Below are 23,057 nucleotides of genomic sequence, written 5' to 3'. Positions count from 1 at the left end.
ATGAAGTTTCAGAGTTTAGTTTTAGTTACTTTTTCATTTTTCATTTTTTCAAATATTAAAGCTCAAAATCATGAATTAGGAAAAGTAACTATTGCTGAATTAGAAGAAAAAATTCACCCTAAAGATTCTTCGGCTGTTGCAGCTATTCTTTTTAGCAAGGCATTAGTAAAATTAACTGCTTCGGGTTACTCAGATGTAAATTTTCAAACACGCATAAAAATTTATAAGAAAGAAGGTTATGATTGGTCTAATGTTCAAATTTCTTTTCCTGCGGGAAAATTAAGTGAGTTAAGAATAAAGGATGTTTATACGTATAATTTAGTAGATGGTAAAATTGTAAAGTCTAAGTTGTCTCAGGAAGGAGAATTTGTCGAAAAAAATAATAAACGTTATTGGGTTAAAAAAATAGTGTTTCCAGATCTTAGAGAAGGATGTATTATCGAATACCAGTATAACAAAGAAGGAGGTTTCTTAAATATTCAAGATTGGGATTTTCAAAAAGATATTCCGGTTAATTATTCAGAACTTAAAACTATAATTCCAAATTCATTTTCGTTTAAGAGAAATTTAAAAGGATATTTTATTCCGAAAACTACAACCGAGGTTGTTAATAAAAATGGTTCTTTAGCAACTGAAAATATTTATCTGTTTCAGGATTTACCAGCTATGAAAGAAGAAGTTTTTGTCAATAATATTAATAATTACAGAGCAGCTATTTCACATGAATTAGAATCAATATCAATACCTGGACAAGGTTTTAAATCATTCTCCGGTACGTGGGATGACGTTGTTAAAACTATTTATAAGTTTGAAAATTTTGGACCGGAATTAAATAAAACAGATTATTTTGAAGATGATTTAAAATTATTATTACAAGGGAAAAACAAAGTAGAAGAAAAAATAGTAGCTATTCAGGAATACGTAAAATCAAATGTAAAATGGAACAATCTTGGAGGCTATGGTTGTGATAAAGGTGTCCAGAAAGCATACAAGGAAAAATCAGGAAATTCTGCTGATATTAACTTGATGCTGGCTGCAATGTTGCGTTATGCCGGCTTAAAAGCCAATCCGGTTTTAATTAGTACTCGATCCAATGGTGTTGCATTTTTTCCAAATACTGAAGCTTTCAATTATGTAATTGTGGCTGTGGAAACATTAAATGGAAATATTTTATTAGACGCAACAGATAAGTTTTCGACAATGAATGTTTTGCCTTTGAGGGATTTAAATTGGATTGGTCGATTAGTACGTAAAGATGGAACTTCTGAAGTTGTAGATCTAATGCCTAAAAAAATATCCAGCGATATTGTTTCAATGATTTATGGAGTTGATGATTCAGGTAATGTTGAAGGCAAAATTAGAAGGCAATATTCAGAATATAAAGCATTAAAGTTTAGAAAAAATACTGATGGAGTAAAGGAGGGTGTTTATTTAGAAAAAACAGAAGATGAGAATAATGAAATTGAATTTACTGATTATAAAAGAATCAATGAAAAAGAATTATTATTGCCAATTCTTGAAACATTTTCATTTAATGGCTCTGATTCTTCTGAAAATATTGGAGATAAAATATACATAAATCCGATGTTATTCTTTACAAATAAAAAAAATCCTTTTAAACAAGAAAAAAGAGAATATCCAGTTGACTTTGGTTTTCCATTTTTAGAAAAATTTACAATATCAATTAAAATACCTGAAAAATTTACAATTGAAAATTTACCAGAATCAATTTCAGTTGTTATGGAAGATAATTTAGGTTTTTTTAAATATGAAGTCGCTGTGATTGGTGATACAATACAGCTCGGAATACAGCACCAAATTAATGAAGCGATCATTGGGGCGGATAAATATGAAATGCTAAAAGAATATTACAAAGCAATGATTGCAAAAGAAACTGAAAAAATTGTTTTAAAAAGAATATAATCGCCTGAAAGATTAGGTTAATTTTGTTGAAAAATATAATCATGGATCTAAAAAATGCTCAACTTGACGTTGATACCTGGATAAAAGAACACGGAGTTCGCTATTTTAATGAATTGACCAATATGGCGCAGCTTACCGAAGAAGTGGGTGAAGTTGCCCGAATTATTGCACGCAGATACGGTGAACAATCAGAAAAAGAAAGTGATAAAAATAAAGATTTAGGCGAAGAACTAGCCGATGTTGTTTTTGTGGTTTTGTGTCTGGCGAATCAAACGGGAATTGATTTACAAGCCGCTTTCGATAAAAAAATGGATTTAAAATCAGTTAGAGACAAGGATCGTCACAAAAACAACGATAAATTGAAATAATTGTGAAATATCAATGGTGAATTTTGAATTTTGAATGTGGAGTGGTAAATTGCGGGCTCGAATTAAATTACACATAATTCGCAACTCATAACTATTATCATGAATTTAAAATTAAGCACGAATTCACAATTCACCATTGACAATTCTCAACTAAATATTACAGGATCAAAAAGCGAAACAAATCGTTTATTGTTACTGAAAGCATTATTCCCAAATATTACACTTTCTAATACTTCAAACTCTGACGACAGTGAAGTAATGCAAAAAGCATTAATTGGAAATGAAGAAATTGTAGACATCCATCACGCTGGAACGGCTATGCGTTTTTTAACGGCTTATTTTGCTGTAAACGAAGGCAGAGAAGTGGTTATGACAGGTTCAAGCAGAATGCAAGAGCGCCCAATCAAAATTTTAGTGGAAGCTTTGGCGCAATTGGGAGTTGAGATTTCTTATGAAAAAGAAGAAGGTTATCCGCCAATTCGAATCAAAGGAAAAAAAGTTACAGCTTCCAAAGTAACTTTGGCTGCAAATGTGAGCAGTCAGTATATTTCGGCTTTATTATTAGTAGCTTCAAAATTAGATAATGGTTTAGAGTTAACTTTAGAAGGAGAAATTACATCAATACCATACATCAAAATGACTTTGGCTTTGCTGAATGATTTAGATATTCAAACTAGTTTTGAAGGAAACGTAATTAAAGTACATCCAAAAGCAGCAGTTGCTACCAAAGAAATGGTTGTAGAATCTGACTGGAGTTCTGCTTCTTACTTTTTTAGTTTAGTGGCTTTGGCCGATAAAGCTTCAATCACTTTAAGCAGTTATAAAGAAAATAGTTTACAAGGAGATTCTGAATTAGTTTCACTTTATGAAAAATTAGGAGTTCAGACTACGTTTCAGAATAACAAAATGACTTTGGTAAAACAGGAAGATTTTAAATTTGAAGATGTAAATTTCGAACTAAATAATACACCAGATATTGCGCAGACAATAGTAGTGACTTGTTTAGGTTTAGGAATTGGCTGTCATTTAACTGGACTTCATACTTTAAAAATTAAAGAAACAGACAGACTTGAAGCGCTTCGAATTGAATTGACAAAGCTTGGAGCAAATATCTCTGTTACAAATGATTCTTTGACTTTATTGCCTTCGCATAATATCAATCACGATGTAAAAATTGCCACATACAACGATCATCGTATGGCAATGGCTTTTGCACCTTTAGCGATTAAAGTTCCAATTATTATCGAAAATGCCGAAGTAGTTTCAAAATCATATCCGGATTTCTGGGAGGATTTAAAAGCATTGAATTTTAAAATTTCAGAATTGTAATTTTTAAACCATATAAGTTCATTAAAATAAAATGAGCATAATTTACATAGCCCTTAGTTTTAACTAGGGGTTTTTTTATGCGCAAACTTCTCGGCTTTAGCCAAATAAAAAGGGACAATTTTTCTTGGAATTTCAATTAAATGAACTTATATCAATTATATGGTTAAAAAATCGTTTTTATTCAACTCCGAAACACCACTAAATCAACGACTTTTGAAAATAAACACCAAAACACTTGACAACGCCTATCTCACAATCGTATATTTGCACACGATTTATAATTTTAGATAGAAAATCTAAAATCTACACTCTAAAATCAACAATGCCAATATGAAATTATCACATTTTCAATTTAATTTACCAAAAGAACTTTTAGCGGAATTTCCAGCAGAAAACAGAGATGAATCTCGTTTAATGGTAATCGATCGTCAAAAACAAACTATAGAACATAAAATGTTTAAAGATGTTATCAATTATTTTGATGACGGAGACGTTTTAATTCTTAACAATACTAAAGTTTTTCCTGCACGTTTGTACGGAAACAAAGAAAAAACAGGAGCAAGAATTGAAGTTTTCTTACTAAGAGAATTAAATTCAGAACAACGTCTTTGGGACGTTTTGGTTGATCCGGCTAGAAAAATCCGTATCGGAAACAAACTTTATTTTGGTGATGACGATTCGTTAGTTGCTGAGGTAATTGACAATACGACTTCTCGTGGTAGAACTTTACGTTTTTTATATGACGGTTCTTACGAAGAATTCAGAAACAAATTAACAGAACTTGGAGAAACTCCAATTCCTAAATACATCAATAGAGAAGTAACTGCTGAAGATGCTGAAAGATACCAGACAATTTATGCAAAAGAAGAAGGAGCAGTAGCAGCGCCAACTGCCGGTTTACACTTCTCTAAACACCTTTTGAAAAAATTAGAAATCAAAGGAGTAAATTTTGCAGAAGTAACACTTCACGTTGGTTTGGGAACTTTTAATCCGGTTGAGGTGGAAGATTTATCGAAACACAAAATGGATTCTGAGGAATTGATTATCAAACAGGAAGCCTGCGATATTGTAAATGCTGCAAAAGCAAACAAAAAACGTATTTGCGCTGTTGGAACAACTTCAATGCGTGCAATTGAAAGTTCAGTTTCGTCTCAAAACACTTTAAATCCTTATGAAGGATGGACAAATAAATTCATTTTTCCTCCTCACGATTTTAGTATTGCAAACTGTATGATTACAAATTTCCACACACCAAAATCAACATTATTAATGATGATTTCTGCTTTCTGTGGTCACGATTTAATGAAAAGAGCATACGAAGAAGCAATCAAAGAAGGATACAAATTCTATTCTTACGGAGATGCGATGTTGATTCTATAATCTGATTTAATTTCAGAATTTTAAAACCTGTCAGAAATGATGGGTTTTTTTATTTAAAATTGGTTTCAAGTTTTTTTTTGTTTCAAGTTTCAGGTTTTGCAGAACGTTAAACTTGAAACCTGAAACTTGAAACAAAAAAACATTTCCTATTTTTACGCTTCAAAATAAACGCAATGACTTTTCAAAATACACGCGAATTCGCGAAACAACTCGATTCACAAGATGCTTTAAACCATTATCAGGATCAATTTATATTTCCGAAAGTAAATGACAAACGTGTTATATATTTTACAGGAAACTCTTTAGGATTACAGCCAAAACGCACCAAAGCATATATTGACGAAGTAATGAACGACTGGGCAGAATTAGCTGTCGAAGGTCATTTTTATGCTCAAAAACCCTGGTGGGATTATCAGGAAAGATTTGCAGAGCCGTTGAGTAAAATTGTTGGTGCTTTGCCATCAGAAGTTACGGTAATGAATACCTTAACTGTGAATCTACATTTGTTGATGGTTTCTTTTTATCAGCCGGAAGGCAAACGTTACAAGATTATTTGTGAAGAAAAAGCCTTTCCTTCTGATCAGTATATGTTTCAGAGTCAGGTTCATTTTCATGGATATAAAGCAGAAGATGCAATCGTAGAAATCAAACGGCGTGAGGGCGAACACAATATTCGTCTTGAAGATGTTCTGGCAAAAATTGAGGAAGTTGGTGATGAACTGGCTTTGGTTTTAATTGGCGGTGTAAATTATTACACCGGACAAGTTTTTGATATTAAAACAATCACGGCTGCAGGACATAAAGCGGGTGCAAAAGTAGGATGGGATTTAGCGCATGCCGCAGGAAACATAAAACTTGAACTTCATGAATGGAACGTAGATTTCGCCGCTTGGTGTAGTTATAAATATATGAATTCTGGTCCGGGAAATGCTTCCGGTTGTTTTGTTCATGAAAAACATCATAACGATTCCAGCTTACCAAGATTTGCAGGTTGGTGGGGACATAACAAAGAACGACGTTTTAAAATGGAACCCACTTTTGATCCGGTTCACGGAGCGGGAGGCTGGCAAATAAGTAATTTACCTGTTCTTTCTTTAGCACCGTATTTAGCTTCGGTAGAAATGTTTGCTGAGGTTGGAATGGACGCTTTAATTATTAAAAGAGATCATATTACATCTTATTTAGAATTCATTCTTCATGAAATTGATAAAGAAGTAAAAGGAAATTTCGAAATCATTACACCTTCAAATCCAAAAGAAAGAGCTTCGCAATTGTCTGTGTTTTTACATGGAGAAGGAAGAAGTTTATTCGATTATTTAATGAAAAACGGAGTTATTACAGATTGGCGCGAACCTAACGTAATTCGCCTTGCACCAGTTCCTTTATATTGTTCTTATGAAGATATGTATGATTTTGGACAGATTCTTAAACAAGGGATTTTAGGAAAGTAAAGTTATCGCGCAAAGACGCTAAGGCGCAAACTTTTTCTCATTTCGGAACAGAAGGTATTATATTCTTAAGGCAAAAACAAATACACTTTATATAGACATAGCGAACGGTTTCAACCGTTTGGAGCCAATATATCATTCAATGTATTTTCATAATGCATATCCCCAAGGTTTCAACCCTGGGCTATGTTGAAGTTATCTTAAACTTTCTATTTAATTATCTGTAATTAGTAACTTATCAAGATTGTTAGAATGGCAAATTAAAATCTGTATCATCCGCGTTTTGCTTTAGCAATCGGCGCTATCAGCGTCCAATCATGAATATTCAAATTCTATAACCTTTACTCTAAATCGTGTAACTTTAACAAAAGCAATTGTTTTTACTTTGTAGTGTACAATAATTTAAAAACTACAATCATGAAAACGTTATATATATTACTAGTCGCTTTGTCAATTGTTTCTTGTCAGAACCAATCGAACGCAGATATGAAAAAAGCGAAACAGGCAAGTATAGACTCCATGAAAGTTGAAATTTATAAACAAAGAGTAATGGATTCAATGAAAACTGAAATGGCTAAGATAAAAGAAGAGCAGAGAGTTGAATCTCAAAAAGAGGTTGTGGTCGTGCATCAACAGGCAGCAAGTGGAAATACTGCTACTACAACAACTACAACTAAAAAGAAAGGCTGGAGTGCAACTGCTAAAGGTGCCGTAATTGGAGCCGGAGTTGGTGCTGCAACCGGAGCTATTGTAAGTAAGAAAAAAGGTGAAGGTGCTATTATAGGTGGTTTAGCCGGTGCTGCTTTAGGAACTGGAACAGGTGCTGTTATCGATAGCAAAAATAAAAAGCAATAAATTATATATAAAAAACCCCGATTTAGAGATCTAAATCGGGGTTTTTGTTTTATGCCAATTGTGGGATTGGTATTTTTATTGCGGCTAATTCCAGTTTGTAAGAATCAAATTGCTTTTTAATATTTTCAAGATCACTTTTAAAATAAAAGCCTGATGAAAACAAAGTTTGATAATATTCAATTCCTTCAAAAAGATTAGCTTTAAAACTATTCCATTTTTTGAGCTGATTGGTGGACACGTCACCAGAGACACCTTCAATTTCATTTCTAAAATAATCGATATACATCTTTAATTCTTTTACAAATAAATTTGGACGATTATTAGTTCTTAAAACAGACTTGTTTCCGTAAATATGATGCAACATATCACTCAATGAAACTTCTTGGTCAAAATAAGCCATATTTGGTCCAGGACAAATAACAACCCCTTGTGCCTGACCTTTTATTTTGATATCATTTTCCAAATAAGAAGCATTTGCCAAGCCAACACACAAGCATGATTTTTCGGTAATTTTAGTTTTGGCATTCTCAAAAGCGTTGAGTGAAATAGTACTTTTTATATTTTCTAACTCTTCCAGCTTAATGTCCTGATATTTTTTTGAAGCTGTGCAAATTCCATGCGGATCATATTCTTTGCTTAGCGCCAGGAATCTTTTCGGACAGGAACTTCCTGCTTTATTTTCATGAATTCGTTTTTGTTTCAGGATTTCATTTGTTGTTCCTTTCACAGTATTAAAAGGAACGCCTAAAGGAGAAATATGACTTAAATATAAATCTTCTTCTTTGGCATTTATCAATAAATTTCGAGTTGTTTTATCTACAGATGTTGCCTCAGGAACTAGTAAAAATGGCGAACCCCAGCCAACAGAATCTACCTGATATTGGTCTAATAAAAATTCATGTTCTTCTGATGTTCCAACGCCGCCCTGAACTGTAATTTTTAAAGGTAAAGGCTGATCAGGAACAAATGCATTTTTTTGTTGAAGTACTTTGATCATTAATTCATGCGCAGAATCAATTAGTTGCGCTTTTTTCTGTTTAAATTCTTCGAGAATCGTTCCTAATAAAAGTCCGTCAGTAGCAAAAGCATGTCCGCCGCAGTTTAAACCTGATTCTATGCGATATTCAGAAACCCAAAGTCCTTTCTTGGCCAGGAAATTTCCCTGAATCATAGCAGATCTAAAATCACTTACTTTTAGGATAATTTTCTTTTTAAGTTCGTTTTTTTGGTTTGGAAAAAAATCAGAAAAATTCTCAAAGTAGCTGTAAAGCCTTGGATTCATTCCTGCAGAAAGTACAACTGAAGATTCAAGATTACTTTTGGCAAAACCTCTTAAAGCGGCATGAGCATCATTAAATTCGATAGGAAGCTGTTCGTTTTTTATGAAATTATCTTTGTCCAGTTTTGTCATGATATTCACGTCAATTTCTCCCGCAAAAAGATTGGTTTCGATGTAATTTTGAATGTTTTCCTTAAATGAAATTCCGTCTTCCAGTAAGTTTTGAAAACCTTTTTTAATATCAGAAGTATTGGGTAATGTTGCGATAAAATTTTCTAATGCAGTTTTGCTCTCGGCTAATTCTGTTTTGAAATTTTCAAACTTCTGTTTTACGATTTTATCAACTAAATTTAAGTAAGAAGTAATTCTTTCGGCACGATAATCCTGAAATTTCTGAGTTATTTCTTCGTATGGGAAATTGAATTTGGTGCTGTAAAAATTGCGCATTTTTTCAATTAAATCATCGTCGGCGATTGAAATTACAGATGAAATACCGTATTGTGCCACTCTAATAGGGCTGTCAATAGTATAGGCGAGTCCCATTACCGGAATATGAAAAGTGTGTAAAGGCCTTTTTGTCATTTGTTTTTCAAATTAAAATAAAAACAAATATTGGAAAAAGGATTTTTCTAAAACCTGATAATTGTCAGGTTATGTAAATTGTAAAAAAGGTTGTTAGCCACGAATTACACAAATTTCCGCTAATTTTTATGTAGGATGCTTGAAAAATTAATTCGTGAAAATTCGTGAAATTTGTGGCAAAAAATAAATCTTCTAAATCAAAATCTTCTTCAAAGACTCAGCGATACTTCGCCATAAAAAGTTATAAAATGATTTTTCCTGAATTCTTTCGAGTTCAACATCAGCGGTTTTTGCTTTGTCTTTTGAATCATTTTTAACTAATAAATTAACGATGGCCGATTTTAATTTTGCCTCTTTTTCAGGATGTTTCTTTTTGAATAATTTCACTTTCAAATCATCATAATCTAAAGAAGCGTTTCCTTTTGAAATATTATCATTTCCGTAGAAATTAAATCGGTATTTATTGAAAACTCCGGTAAATGAAGCGTTCATATAAGGTTTGCTGAATTGCCCCATTGCCCTGACATCAAAATTTGAAATAACGCCCTGGATATGAAAACCATCATTTTTGTCGAGAACATTAAAACTCCAATCGACATTAAGAGGAGAATTTTTCATGAAAATACAATTCACTTTGATCTTCACGTCGTTTGTTTTTTTCAAACCAAAACCACTTCGCAAATTGGTAGCCTGCAAATTGAATTTATCAAAATTTAAAACTCCCGGACCTTTAGAAAAATCAATCTCTTCTTCATAAACCAGTTTCGATTTCAAAACCTGAAGCGTATCAATTTGCAGCGGAAATTTAATATTTCGCAACAAATGATTGTAAAGATATTTTTTGCTTAAATCGTCTTTTGGCATTTTTCCGCGGTAGATATTAGCGTCAAAATGATGCATTACAAGTGAATTTGCCTTAAAGAAAAATTGATCGTTTTTGAAACCCCAATCCATTTTTTTTATTTCGGCAGAATCTAATTTTAAAGTGTAAATGTCTTTTTCTTTTTCTAAACGCTTTGTAAATTCTCTTCGGGTAAATTGAGGAAGATTTGCAAAATTATTAATTTTAAGAAAGTTCTTTTCAGTACTGATTTTGCCTACCGTAATAGTATAAAAGGCACTCGGTCTGTAAAATAAACTATCAATTACTAAAGCGTAACTTTCAAACTGAAGCGGGATTTTTTCGCTTAATGTCTTATCCGTTATTAAAATTCCTTCGAGTTTTACGATGATCTTCTTAATACTTAAAATGGGTTTTTGACTATCTAAAGAAACTACGTCAACCGAAGCGTCATTAAGGTAAATATTTGAAACAGCAATAATTTTACGAAATGGTTCTATGATTTCATTTTTAATGCTTTTGCTGTTATTCAAAAGTTTTTCGCCTTTTTTGTATAAAATCACGCGAGGCTTATTGATGATAATACTTTCTGCCTGAATAATATCACGAAAAGCCAAATCCCAGACATTAAAATGCTTGATTGTAATAGATTCTATTTTAGAAAAAAGTCCGTTTTTGCTGTCTTTTGGCTGGTTCTTCGGACTTACCAATAATGTTTGTGCGTAGATATTTCTGGAAAAAAGCGAGACTTCAATTTTTTCGTAATTGATATTATACGGAGTCGTATTTTTCTCGTGTATAATTATAGGTAATTGTTTTTTTATCCAATAATTGAGACCAATATTGATAAAAATGACAAAAAGGAAGACTGAAATTACACCGATTGCTATTTTTTTATAGATTGACATTTATTGTATTGGTTTTAAATACATAAATTTAGAGTTTTAAAAGCCATGTTTCTTATAAGATTTGCTCTTTAAGTTACATCATTACATAATCATTATTTGCTTAATCTTTTGAATATGAAAATCATTAAAAAAATCCTGCTGATTTTATTGGCCTTAATTGTTGTTTTAGGAATTGGTTTATGCGGTTATATTTTTCATTTGAAACCCAAATATGAAGGAGAATTACAATTGAAAAATCTCCAAAAGGAAACTACAGTTTATTTTGATGATTTTGGAGTTCCTCATATTTATGCCAATTCTGAAAAAGATGCAATGACGGCGCTTGGATATGTTCACGCGCAGGAAAGATTATGGCAAATGGAATTACTACGCAGAATTGCACCTGGAAAATTATCAGAAATTTTTGGATCGGTTGCGCTTAAAAATGATATGTTTTTCTCCGGAATTGGTATTGAAGAAGCTTCGGCGAAAGCCATTGCAAAATTGAATAAAAACAGTCAGAGTTATCAGTTAACCTTGGCGTATTTAGACGGAATTAATCAATATTTAGAAGAAGGAGTTACGCCGGTTGAATTTACTTTGGTTGGTGTGAAAAAGAAAAAATTTACGATCGAAGATGTCTATAATATTTTCGGATATATGTCTTTTAGTTTTGCGATGGCTCAAAAGACAGATCCATTATTAACCGATATTCGAAATAAATATGGTGCTGAATATTTGAAAGATCTGGGAATCGAAGGTGAATTTAATACAACGCAAATTAGAAGTTCAAAAGAAAATATTGAAGAATATACCGCGATTTCAAAATCAGTTGCAGCTTTACTGGACAAATCACCAATTCCGCCATTTGTGGGAAGTAACAGTTGGATTGCCGGACCTAATAAAACCAAAAGCGGAAAAGTCATTTTTGCGAATGATCCGCATATTGGATTTTCGCAGCCGGCAACCTGGTACGAAGCGCATTTGGTAACGCAGGAACATGAATTATATGGCTGTTATCTCGCCGGAACGCCATTTCCGTTATTGGCACACAATCGCGATTATGCTTATGGTTTAACAATGTTTGAAAATGATGACATCGATTTTTATCAGGAAAAAAATAAAGCAGGAGATTCAACTCAATATCAAACACAGGATGGTTTTGCTAAATATGAAACCAGAAAAAAAACAATAAAGGTTAAAGATACTTCGGATGTGGTTCTAACTGTAAAATCAAGTCGACACGGTCCAATAATGAATGATTTATTAGAACGTCTAGATCGCAAAAATCCAATTGCAATGTCGTGGATTTATACGCAGCAACCAATTCAGATTCTCGACGCTGTTTACGGACTTTCACATGCTAAAAGCAAAGACGATTTTAAAAAAGCAGTTCAGCTGGTTGCTGCGCCGGGATTGAATGTCATGTACGGCGATGCCAAAGGAAATGTGGCGTGGTGGGCAACAGGAAAATTGTATAAACATGATAAAGGTGTAAATTCGTTTTTTATTCTCGACGGCTCAAGTGGTAAAGATGATATAAAAGAGTATTTGGATTTCTCTAAAAATCCGTCGGCAGAAAATCCAGAATGGGGTTATGTCTATTCTGCAAACAATCAGCCCGAAGCGGTTGATGGCTATTTATATCCAGGCTATTATTTGCCCGAAGATCGTGCGAAAAGAATTTCGGGTTTAATGGATGCAAAATCAAATTGGGATAAAACAGAAATTAGTGAAATGATTTATGATAATACATCTGATGTTTCGCCGGGAGTTGCTAAAAATTTAATCGCAAGTTTAAATAAAAATGCTCTTTCAATAGAAGAAAAACAGGCAATCGGAATTTTGAAATCATGGAAAGGAACCAATAATTTAGAAGATATTGCGCCGACGATTTACAACAAATGGGTGTATTTATATTTGAAAAACACGTTTGAAGATGAAATGGGATCAGAGAATTTTAATTTGTTTCTGGGCGTGAGTTTAGGAAAACAAATTATTGCCAGACAAATTGTAAACGAAAATTCACTTTGGTGGGATAATGTCAAAACGAAGAAGGTAAAAGAAACGAGAAATCAAATTGTAACAAAGTCATTTCATGAAGCGATTACGGCTCTTAAAGAACAATTAGGAAACAATGTTCCTGACTGGAATTGGGGAAAAGTGCATACTGTAGAACACGAACATCCGTTAGGAAAAGTAGCTGCTTTACGCAAATTATTTAATGTGGGTCCGTTTGCAGATCCGGGATCGAATGAAGTAATCAACAATCAGTTTTTTGGATATAATGAAGAAGGGAAATATTATGTAAAAGGCGGACCTTCAACCAGAAGAATTGTCGATTTTGCAGATGTTGAAAACAGTTGGAGCATCTTGCCAACCGGACAATCCGGAAATCCTTTCAGCAAACATTATAACGATCAGGCCGAAATGTTTGTTCACGGAAAATTCAGAAAAATGAAATTGAATAAAGAGGAAATTATAAAAACTTCGACAAAATTAGTCTTTAAACCAAAGAAGAAATAGTTTTTTTTTAAAGTCGCTAAGGTTCTGAGGTTCTAAGTTAGTAAGATTTCAAACTTAGAACCTCAGAACCTTAGCAACTTAGTACCTTAGAGTTTATTTAGCTAAATATTTTCCGGTAACAACATCTTTGGCATAAATATCCAGATTGTTAAGCAAAACTTTATTAGTCGTCATGACGTTTGTCGTTTGATAAGCAGTATTTTTTTGATATTCTTTTAATAATGTTTCCAAATCTACTTCGTTGTAAAACGCAAACATATTATAAACAGCATCTCTAAAATTTTTAAAGTTGATGGTTTCTGTAATTTCAACTGTTTTTTTCTCGTTCCATTTTTCTTTATAAGCTGTTTCGTTTATTTTCGTTAAACAATAATCAACAAAATAAGTTTTGTAATTGGTAACATCGATGATTTTATTTACGATAATTGTATTCTGCTGTGTTGGCATTGGAGCATTTACAGAAGTTTGGGAAATACATACAGAAGGAACAAACATCAATAAGACAAGAAGTAAAAAGTAATTTTTTTTCATAGGTTATTTTTAAATTGCTTACACTTTTTAAGTTGTAAATCAAGTTGATTTCGGGTTTTGATATTATTTTTCGGGCTGGGCTAAATTAGCTTTTTTGTTGTAAATATTCAATCGAAAAAATGACTTTTAAATAAAAAATCCGATACTGCAGATTTTTAAAAATTGTACGATCGGAGTTAATAAGAGAACAGTTACGAATATTCCTTTTTGAGTTTTATTTTCTGGAACTTCGAATTGCTTTTACGACTTTTAGATTTTCATCTTTTAAGAATTTTTGATATTCAGGAGTTTCCATTCCGTATAAAGCTATTTTTCCATTTTCGTCATTATGAATTCCCCAGCCATAACGTTTTGTCAATGGCGAAGCGCGAAAGCAAGCCTGACCTTTAGAGAAAAATTGATCGCGCGCTTCCTTATATTCTGATTTTGTTAAATCATTTTTCTCTGCAAAAACCTGAAACAAAACATCATCTGAAGTAAATTTATAAGGATTTCTGCTGATCATTTCAAACTCGATATTGGCAACGGTTTTTTTGTCGCCTTTTATTGGCGGAATCTCGGCGCTTGTTACAGGACTATCTTCTGCAGTTTCAATAAAAGTGTTCTGATAATTTGTGGTATGAATTTTCATCTCGTTTATTGATTTTGTTTACGCTAAAATAATCATTTTTAAAATAAAAAAAACTCCAACAATCAGTTTAAAAGCTGATTGTCAGAGTCAATTGTTGATGACCTGATTATTCGATTTTTGATTATTGGTTTTTTAAAATTTCTGCCAAAGCTTTTTTTCCGCCTTCGTTGGAAGGATCAAGCTCTATTGATTTTTTATAATTAATTATGGCTAAGTTTTTATCGCCATCGGCCAGATATGCTTCTCCCAAACTATCATAAACATTTCCTGATTTTGGAAAAGCTTCTACATTAATTTTGAAGATTTCGATTGCTTCTTTCTTTTTTCCTGTTTGTAATAATTGATATCCAACATTGTTCATATCACCTTCTTTAATACCATAAGTTGGATCGTTTTTCAATTTAGCGTAAGTTTCTGTTCCGCCTTTAACTCCTTTTTCTGAAAATACTTCTAACAATTCAAACGCCAGCGATTTTTTGGGTTGATCAATTGGCTGATTGTATAAAATATTTCTAATATTTTCTGTCATTTCGCTTAAAACAGCTCTTCCGGTATTATTCAATAAGACGATTAGGATTTTATCTGATGGAATGCGAGATATATTGGTATTAAAACCATTTATTCCTCCACCATGTTCAACAACTTTTACTTTTTTAGTTCCGATCGTTATTTCACCAAGAAACCATCCATAACCATAACTTTCATCTCCTATATTTATATAAGATTTGAACAAAGATTCCATTGATTTTTCCGAAAGTAATTTGTTCGTATAAAGTGCCTGATCCCATAAATACAAATCTTCTGCAGTTGAATACAGCGATCCTGCGGCATACGGAATACTCATGTCAAGATAAGAAGCATTAACGATCTTTTTTCCTTGTTTTTCATAACCTGCAGCTCTGTTTTTGATAATAATATCGCTGTGATCATAACCGGAATTAACCATTTTTAAAGGTGTAAAAATAGTTTCCTGTAAATACTGCTCATACGTTTTACCGGTAATTTTTTCAATAATATATCCTAATAAAAAATAACCGGAATTGCTGTAAACGAATTTTTCACCAGGTTTAAATTCAAGTGGCAAACTCGAAAATGTTTTTACAAAATCTGCCGGAGAATAAGGATTCTTGGCCTTTTCTTTCAGGAAATTGGGAGCGTTGGTATAATTTGGAATTCCTGAAGTGTGCGTTAGTAAATTATGAATCGTGATTTTGTCACCGTTTTCTTTTGGATAATCCGGCAAATATGTTGTAATAGGAACGTCCAGTTTTATTTTTCCTTCTTCGGCCAATTTTACAATTAACAAAGCCGTAAATTGTTTAGTGATAGAACCTAATCTGAATTTAGTGTCCGGCTGATTCGGAATATTCCATTCCATATTGGCATAACCATATCCTTTTTTCAGAATAACTTTTCCGTTTTCTGCAACTAACGCCGATCCGTTAAATTGATCGTATTGATTGTATTTGCTTAAAAGTTCATCAATTTGTTTTGATTTATCTTGTGCAAATGTTGTTGCGAACGTAAACAGAAGCAGGAATGCAAAAAAGAAGGTGAGTTTGATTGATTTTTTCATGAATTGATTGATTATGATTAATAAATGGTTTTTGGTATTTGATATAATAGTAAACGAAAATAGCCGTCTAATTATTAGACGACTATTTTATGATTTTGTTTCCAAATTATCGGTTTTTTATTATCTTTTTTAGAATAAAGAATCAGAATAACTACTTTTTAATAGGTCTGTGTTCATAACTAACGATTCTTTTTAATTGCCAATTCTCTTCTTTTCGTTCCCAGATATGGATGAATTTTCCCGTTCCCACCGGAATATTATTGACAAGAAAAGTATGTTCTCCCAATTGTACAGCTCCAAAATCACCTAATTTATCAATTGTGCAGAAATCTAATTTTCGGGTAAGTTTCTCAGAGCTTGCACATCTTTCCGTTAAAGATTTTATTTCATTTCCTTTTGAAGTATTTAATCCAAAACGGTCGTCGTAAAATTCAATATCTTCTGCAATGATTTTTTTAAAAAGACCGGCATCACATTGATTAAAGGCAACATTAAAAAGCAAACTGTCCATTTTAATGATTTCATTTTTTAGAAGATCTATTTTTAGGACTTCATTATTCGTTTGAGCCTTTGCTTCTCTGTTCAAAAACAATATAAAAAAGGCCAAAGTGTTTATCATTTTCATAATTGTCCTTTATTTCATTTCGATGTCAATTATTTTTCTTCCGTTTTCACCTAAATAATGAGAAACGATTTTTTCATAAACCTTGTAACCATCATCAACATTGGTAAAAATAAGTAAGCCTTGTTTTGTTTTTGGAAGTAGAATAAAAATCGTCTGAACGCCTTTGTCTGCTCCGCTGTGTGATAAAGCATAATTTTCACTTCCTAAATCATATATTTTAAAACCTAAACCAAAATATTTGTCATTCTTAACATCAACCTGATGCGAAACCATTTCATCAAAAACTTTTTTGCTTAAGCCGTCACTGTTTAAAATACTGCATAAAAAATTGCTGTAATCTTCAACGGTTGTCAACAAATCATCGGCTGCACTTGCGGTTTTGTTTTTAGTTGGTTCATACGGATTTCCATTGTTATCATAATTAACAGCATATCTCGAAAGGTCTATTTTATCATTCCAAATAAACTGAGTATCAGTTGTTTTTAAAGGTTTAAAAATTAACTCATTGGCTAATTCATCTATTGTTTTATGAAATTTATTCTCCAATGCTTTGCTCAAATATGCAAATCCTTCACCTGAATATTGAAATTTAGTTCCAGGTTTAAACTGAAAATCCAATGTTCCGGATTTATTCAAAAATCTCCAATTTGGGAAACCCGTTTGATGGCTTAAAATAATTCTTGTTGTCAATAATTTATGGTTAGGGTCGTTTTTAATATCCGGATCTATCCAATATTTATCAAGAGGTTCGTCAAGATTCCATTTTCCCTCACTTACCAGTTTTAAAGTCACAATTGCTGTTACGGGTTTTGTTAATGAAGCGACATTCCAAATAGTATTATAAGGCGCTGTAACTCCTTTTTTAAGTTCGCCAAATACTTTTACATCCTGAAGCTTTCCGTTGTTGATTATGCCAATTCCCATCGTGGGAACATTGTTTTGTAGCAGCCATTTTTTGATTTCGGCATCGTTGTCAAAAATGTCTGATTTAGTGCCGGCCGTATTTACAGTTTGATGATCGTAACTAAAAGATCTTTTCAATTTCCAAATACCGTTGTTTAATAGCCAGACATGAGTAAATCTCGCTGTACTGCCAAAATTTTCTTTTGCATCTGCAAGATTTCCATTTTTATCAGTTGATTTTTCGTAGAATTGGTGAATACCCATTTGCATCGCGCCATACAAAATACCTTTTTTATATAAAGGATAAACTTCGGTACTGTTAGGAACTAAATATCTTCTGGATTGGTATGTTCCGATTGAACCGCATAAACCTTTTTTAAGGTTGTGAAGAAATAGAGCTTTATCAGAAATACTGTCTTTGTCGTGATAAAATTCAAAATTGTCACTTAAAAGATTTTCAAATTGTGAAATATCGCAAGTATTAAAGCCAACATTAAACAGAAGGCTGTCTTTTGACATAATGGTTTTGTAGAGTTTTGAGTTTTTTTTCTCCTGAGAAAATCCACTGTGCAATTGAAAGAGTAGTATTCCAATTAAAATTACTTTTAACCTGAAAAATGATGAATTGATTTTCATTTTGATTGATTTGATTGATTGATGATTTTGCAATAGTAGTACAATTATAATTTTTAAAATTGTACAAATGCGAAATATTATCTTTTTTTCGAAAGAAAATACGAGCTTGAATTAAAGGTTTTCGGAGTCGTTTTCATCACATCTTTGAACTGTTTTATAAAATGCGACTGATCAAAATATTTGTTGTAAAGTGCTACATCAGTGAGATTTAGTTTGTCCAAACCAATGTTTACCATTTGATCAATTGATTTTCTGAACTTCAAAATCTGAATGTATTTTTTAATGGTAAGTCCGGTTGCGGTTTTAAACTTAATCTGCAATAATCTTTGTGAGACATTTAAAAATTTTCCAATTTCCGAAACCGTAATTTCTTCGTTATGAAGTTTGATGATTTCGCAGATTTTTTCGACACTATTTTTGTTTGAATGTAAAGCACTCAATTCTTCAAAATAATGATTAATGGTGTTTAATAATTTCGAAATTTCACTGTTTAAACTCAAATCAATTTCCTTGTCAAAAGGCAATTCACTCGGACTGATTTTAATAATAGAATCGGTAAAATTGCTCAAATCATAATTAGGAAACATAGAAAGTGTCCAGGCATGAAACTGAATTATAGTTACTTTCGTTTTCGGCTGAATGTTTACCAAAACTTTATTGGTCATTTGCGAACAAAAATAAATTCCTTCGGGCATTTCATACTTTTGTTTGCTTGTATGAACTTCGGTTGCGTTTCCGCTTACAATAGCGAGATTAAAACAGCCGTTTGGTAAAACGAGTTTGTTCTCGATTAGGCTTTCGCCGATGCTATTATCGAGACACCAAATTTTATTGACAAACCGTTCGCATTTTTTACTCACATAATATTCTGAATATAATTTCATTTGATGATTATTATGTTATGGAAATTCAGCTTATTTTTTTCCTGTAAATAATTCTACACTTGATGTTTTCTTAAACGGATCTGTAAAGAAACTCATCAAAACCAAGTTAAAAAGATCCGGTTTTTCATAAGCGCCAAAATGGGTTGCGCCCGGCATTACAAAAAAGTTTGAATTGGGAATATTATTAAATATTTCGATAGAATGTTCCAGTCTGATCACGTCGCGGTCACCCGACATAATTAAAACCGGACATTTTATTTTTTGAAGATCTTTGTCAGTAATATTAGGTTGTTTTGCCAGTAAAGTATATAGATTTTTAGTGCGGGGATCTTTTGTCGCTTTCAAAGTATCCATAACCATTTTGTCAATTTCAGTGTAGATTGCTTTTTTACCCGGAAACAAATTGGCTCCAAAAGTGGCAACTTTGCCCGTTTTATCGGGATGATTAATAGCCAGTAAAAGACCTAGAATTCCGCCATCGCTTTGTCCCCAGATATTAGCATTTTTAATTTTAAGCGAATCCAGTAAAACACTGACATCATCAGCCATTTGAACGTAATTCAGCTGTTGTTTAGAATCATCTACAGATTTTCCGTGACCTCGACTGTCAATGGCAATAACCTGAAATTTTTGTTTGAAATATTCAATTCTGCGTGTATGACCTTTAATTGAACCGCCATTGCCATGAAGCAAAACCAAAGGTTCCCCAGAGCCGTAAACTTCGTAATACATTTTAAAACCGTTGATTTCTTTGTAATGTCCGGCTTCGGGATTATTTCCGTATGGAATTTTGATTTCTGTCTGTGCAGAAATTGTTCCAAAGGTTAATAAAAAGATTGCTAACAGAATGATTGATTTTTTCATTTGGTTTTTGATTGATGATTTTGGTGACGATTATTGTCTAATAATTAATAGACGACAGAATTCATTTTTTGTTTCAATTTTGATTGAGAAATAATTTAAACATTATAACTAAGTATAATATCAAGTATTAGATATTTTAAAATGTAACATAATATTAGCGGTATAATTGCTAAGCAATATTGAAACCATTCATCAAGAGATTGTGCCTCATCAGATTCCTGATCATTCCAGACAGTATTGTACTTTTTTTTAAAATACAGATTACGTCCATATTTCTTAAGGATATAAGTATCACAATATTTATAAATCAATAAAAAGAACAATGAATATAGAGAGATAAATAATGTCTCTTTTCGATTTTGCAACATTTGAGGATTATAGGCAGTAATAGAGATTATTGGAGATAAAACCGAAAAGCACAGAAATAAATTATATGTTTTTTTCTCTCGTAGAATTCTATGCGCTGGAGGATGAACAAATGTTACGAACCAAATAAATCCATATCCCATGCAAATAGTAATTAAACTTATTGTCTCCATAATTGGCTTTTCTTAAATATTGATGAAGAAGCTAAAATATGTAAATCTATATAAACTCTCCAAAATAATCTCTTTTAGTATTCTTCCATTCCTCCAAAATAATACTATAATAAACATCATCTTTACTTTTTCCTTCAGAATCAACATAATTATTTCTAAATATCCCTTCTTTTAAAGCACCCAGATTTTCAATGGCTTTTTGGGATCTTATATTTTCAAGATCGGCGCTAAATTGTATCCTTTTAAATTGAATGTTTTCGAAACCAAAATTCAATAATTCATATTTACAAGCTTTGTTTAAACCTGTTCCCTGAAATGCTTTTCCATACCAGGTCCAGCCAATTTCGCATTTTTGGCTTGCGTGATTTAGATATCCGTATCGGGTACTTCCGGAAACTTTATTGGTGGCTTTATCTATAATTAAAAACGGATAACAAATTCCGTCTGCTTTTTGTTTTAGTGTGTTTTGAATATAGTTTTCGAAATCAGTTTCAGTTCGCACATACATTCCCATGTATTCCCAGATTTCATCGTCGAAAATGATTTCTTTGAGTTCGATGTTTCTTTTGTTTTCGAAAGGAAGTAGTAAAACTTTTTCGTTTTCTAAAATAATGTCTGATTGTAATAGTTCGCTTTTCATGAATTAAGTTTTTTAATAGTATATAGTTCTCGCAAAGTCGCCAAGGCGCAAAGTTTTTATACACAATGTTGTCATTTCGAGTGACGAGAAATCACACACGTAATTCGACGAAGATTGGCGATTTTGTTTGCGGAGTTTCTAGTGTGATTTCTCCTTTCGTTGAAATGACAAAAAAATAGAAATTATTTCTTGAACGAAAGTAGCCTATTTGATGTTTCTAATAAATCCACAAAAACGCTAATTTGTTATGAAAACGAGAGTTGCATGAGGGATAGGAACGGCATCCTTTTGTGGCAATGCGCGTTGCTATTGTGGCCACAAAAGATATAGTGGATAGCCCGGCCCGCTTTTTCTGCGGGTCATGCCATGATAAATAAGCTTTTAAATCATAAATATTTCCTTTATTTTAAAGCTCTTGTAGAATTATTACTTATTTTTACGATCTTATATTTAGATTTTTCTTGATGCAAACTTCACTAAAAATTGCCGTTGTTGGTTCTGGATTGGTAGGATCGTTATTGGCAATTTATCTTAAAAAAGCAGGTCACACCGTTCATGTTTATGATCGTAGTCCTGATATTCGCAAAATTAATTTTTCTGGTCGTTCTATAAATCTGGCGATGTCTAATCGTGGCTGGAAAGCACTTGATGGCGTTGGCGTTGGTGATTCGGTACGGGAAATCGCGATTCCGATGGACAAACGCGCCATTCATTTGGTTGATAAACTCAATTTTCAGAATTACGGACAGGAAGGCGAGTCAATTTATTCGATTTCGAGAGGGACTTTAAACCGAAAAATGATTGATCTTGCTGAACAAGCCGGAGCAGAATTTTTGTTTGACCAAAAAATCTGGGACGTAACGTTAAGTGATGCAACTTTGCATATTGGCGAAACCGAAAGAGGCGAGTGGGAGGAGAAAAAATACGATATGGTTTTTGGTGCCGATGGTGCTTTTTCGAGAATTCGCCACAGAATGCAGCGTCAGAGTATGTTTAATTATTCGCAGGAATTTTTGAATATGGGTTATAAGGAATTGAATATTCCAGCCAATGCAGATGCGACGCATAAACTGGATAAAAATTCATTTCATATCTGGCCGCGCGGCGAATATATGCTGATTGCGCTTCCTAATTTAGACGGAAGTTTTACGTGTACTTTATTTATGCCTTTTGAAGGTAAAAACTCGTTTGCATCGTTAACAGATCGAAAAATGGTAGAAGATTTCTTCACGAAAAACTTTCCTGATTCGATTGACGTGATTCCGAAGTTGGCAGAAGATTTCTTTAAAAATCCAACGAGTACTTTGGTAACAATGAAATGTTTTCCGTGGACGTATGAAGATAAAATTGCTTTAATTGGAGATGCCTGTCATGCGATTGTACCGTTTTACGGACAAGGAATGAATGCCGGTTTTGAAGATATTACCGTTTTAAACGAAATGATTGAGAAATATGGTGACGATTGGAAGAAGATTTTCTCAGAATATCAAATTTCACGTAAACCAAATGCCGATGCAATTGCGGAACTTTCGTATCGTAATTTCATGGAAATGAGTACAAAAACTGCCGATGAGAAATTCTTATTACAAAAGAAAATCGAAAAAGCATTCTCTGATAAACATCCAGATAAATGGATTCCGCTTTACAGTCGCGTAACTTTTAGCGACCGTCCGTATGCCGAAGCTTTGGCAATTGGAGATTTCCAAAACGGAATTATGGAAGAAATCCTGAAAATAGACAACATAGAAAATATCTGGAACACGCCTGAAATCGACAATAAGATTCTGGAGTTGTTGCAGAAATAAAATCA

At 32.7% G+C, this 23,057-nt stretch carries 18 protein-coding genes; 8 read left to right on the top strand and 10 right to left on the bottom strand.

Annotation, left to right across the window (positions count from 1 at the left end):
* The 6 genes from AC3QL1_RS02825 (at window position 1) to AC3QL1_RS02800 (ending at window position 7,303) form a co-directional block, all read left to right on the top strand.
* Window positions 1-1,923: a transglutaminase family protein gene (locus tag AC3QL1_RS02825; RefSeq protein ID WP_492494908.1), complete on the top strand. Its 1,923-nt coding sequence runs from the start codon at window positions 1-3 to the stop codon at window positions 1,921-1,923.
* Between the two features lie 41 nt (window positions 1,924-1,964).
* A complete protein-coding gene (locus AC3QL1_RS02820) occupies window positions 1,965-2,291 on the top strand; it encodes a nucleotide pyrophosphohydrolase (protein ID WP_012022600.1) in 327 nt (108 codons plus the stop codon).
* Between the two features lie 99 nt (window positions 2,292-2,390).
* On the top strand, window positions 2,391-3,620 hold the full coding sequence (gene aroA / locus AC3QL1_RS02815; RefSeq protein ID WP_492494906.1) for a 3-phosphoshikimate 1-carboxyvinyltransferase: 1,230 nt from the start codon (window positions 2,391-2,393) through the stop codon (window positions 3,618-3,620).
* A 330-nt stretch (window positions 3,621-3,950) separates the two neighbouring features.
* Window positions 3,951-5,000 (top strand): tRNA preQ1(34) S-adenosylmethionine ribosyltransferase-isomerase QueA, encoded by a 1,050-nt coding sequence (gene queA / locus AC3QL1_RS02810; RefSeq protein ID WP_115847990.1) that lies wholly within the window; start codon window positions 3,951-3,953, stop codon window positions 4,998-5,000.
* Window positions 5,001-5,173: 173 nt separating this feature from the next.
* On the top strand, window positions 5,174-6,451 hold the full coding sequence (gene kynU, locus AC3QL1_RS02805; protein WP_492494904.1) for a kynureninase: 1,278 nt from the start codon (window positions 5,174-5,176) through the stop codon (window positions 6,449-6,451).
* A 414-nt stretch (window positions 6,452-6,865) separates the two neighbouring features.
* Window positions 6,866-7,303, top strand: coding sequence for a YMGG-like glycine zipper-containing protein (locus AC3QL1_RS02800; protein ID WP_492494903.1), 438 nt, complete (start codon window positions 6,866-6,868; stop codon window positions 7,301-7,303).
* Window positions 7,304-7,352: 49 nt separating this feature from the next.
* On the opposite strand, the gene AC3QL1_RS02795 is transcribed toward AC3QL1_RS02800, so the two are convergent.
* Together AC3QL1_RS02795 and AC3QL1_RS02790 are read right to left on the bottom strand one after the other, a co-directional pair.
* Window positions 7,353-9,164 (bottom strand): hypothetical protein, encoded by a 1,812-nt coding sequence (locus AC3QL1_RS02795; protein ID WP_492494901.1) that lies wholly within the window; start codon window positions 9,162-9,164, stop codon window positions 7,353-7,355.
* A gap of 192 nt (window positions 9,165-9,356) precedes the next feature.
* Window positions 9,357-10,913, bottom strand: coding sequence for a hypothetical protein (locus AC3QL1_RS02790; protein ID WP_492494899.1), 1,557 nt, complete (start codon window positions 10,911-10,913; stop codon window positions 9,357-9,359).
* 114 nt (window positions 10,914-11,027) lie between these two features.
* On the opposite strand from AC3QL1_RS02790, the gene AC3QL1_RS02785 reads away from it, so the two are divergent.
* Window positions 11,028-13,418 carry a penicillin acylase family protein gene (locus AC3QL1_RS02785; RefSeq protein WP_492494898.1) on the top strand — a complete coding sequence of 797 codons (2,391 nt, stop codon included), beginning with the start codon at window positions 11,028-11,030 and terminating at the stop codon, window positions 13,416-13,418.
* A 93-nt stretch (window positions 13,419-13,511) separates the two neighbouring features.
* Here the strand turns inward: AC3QL1_RS02785 and AC3QL1_RS02780 are convergent, their stop codons facing one another.
* The 8 genes from AC3QL1_RS02780 to AC3QL1_RS02745 all read right to left on the bottom strand — a co-directional run bounded on the left by AC3QL1_RS02780 (window position 13,512) and on the right by AC3QL1_RS02745 (window position 21,247).
* The gene (locus tag AC3QL1_RS02780; RefSeq protein ID WP_492494896.1) at window positions 13,512-13,949 is read right to left on the bottom strand and encodes a hypothetical protein; all 438 of its coding nucleotides are present in this window, start codon (window positions 13,947-13,949) and stop codon (window positions 13,512-13,514) included.
* A gap of 214 nt (window positions 13,950-14,163) precedes the next feature.
* Window positions 14,164-14,580 carry a DUF6157 family protein gene (locus AC3QL1_RS02775; protein WP_492494894.1) on the bottom strand — a complete coding sequence of 139 codons (417 nt, stop codon included), beginning with the start codon at window positions 14,578-14,580 and terminating at the stop codon, window positions 14,164-14,166.
* 121 nt (window positions 14,581-14,701) lie between these two features.
* Window positions 14,702-16,156: a serine hydrolase gene (locus tag AC3QL1_RS02770; RefSeq protein WP_492494893.1), complete on the bottom strand. Its 1,455-nt coding sequence runs from the start codon at window positions 16,154-16,156 to the stop codon at window positions 14,702-14,704.
* Between the two features lie 151 nt (window positions 16,157-16,307).
* On the bottom strand, window positions 16,308-16,781 hold the full coding sequence (locus tag AC3QL1_RS02765; RefSeq protein ID WP_492494892.1) for a nuclear transport factor 2 family protein: 474 nt from the start codon (window positions 16,779-16,781) through the stop codon (window positions 16,308-16,310).
* Between the two features lie 9 nt (window positions 16,782-16,790).
* Window positions 16,791-18,320, bottom strand: coding sequence for a serine hydrolase domain-containing protein (locus tag AC3QL1_RS02760; protein WP_492494891.1), 1,530 nt, complete (start codon window positions 18,318-18,320; stop codon window positions 16,791-16,793).
* Window positions 18,321-18,397: 77 nt separating this feature from the next.
* Window positions 18,398-19,204, bottom strand: a complete 807-nt coding sequence (locus AC3QL1_RS02755; RefSeq protein WP_492494890.1) for a helix-turn-helix domain-containing protein — start codon at window positions 19,202-19,204, stop codon at window positions 18,398-18,400.
* 30 nt (window positions 19,205-19,234) lie between these two features.
* Window positions 19,235-20,068 carry an alpha/beta fold hydrolase gene (locus AC3QL1_RS02750; protein ID WP_492494888.1) on the bottom strand — a complete coding sequence of 278 codons (834 nt, stop codon included), beginning with the start codon at window positions 20,066-20,068 and terminating at the stop codon, window positions 19,235-19,237.
* Window positions 20,069-20,653: 585 nt separating this feature from the next.
* Window positions 20,654-21,247, bottom strand: coding sequence for a GNAT family N-acetyltransferase (locus AC3QL1_RS02745; RefSeq protein WP_492494887.1), 594 nt, complete (start codon window positions 21,245-21,247; stop codon window positions 20,654-20,656).
* A 464-nt stretch (window positions 21,248-21,711) separates the two neighbouring features.
* Here AC3QL1_RS02745 and AC3QL1_RS02740 point away from each other — a divergent pair, with 464 nt between their 5' ends.
* Window positions 21,712-23,052 (top strand): FAD-dependent oxidoreductase, encoded by a 1,341-nt coding sequence (locus tag AC3QL1_RS02740; protein ID WP_492494886.1) that lies wholly within the window; start codon window positions 21,712-21,714, stop codon window positions 23,050-23,052.
* Window positions 23,053-23,057: the final 5 nt, after the last annotated feature.

Source organism: Flavobacterium sp. GW823-FHT04A11, from assembly GCF_058796535.1.
This window is presented reverse-complemented; position numbering and strand designations above follow the sequence as displayed.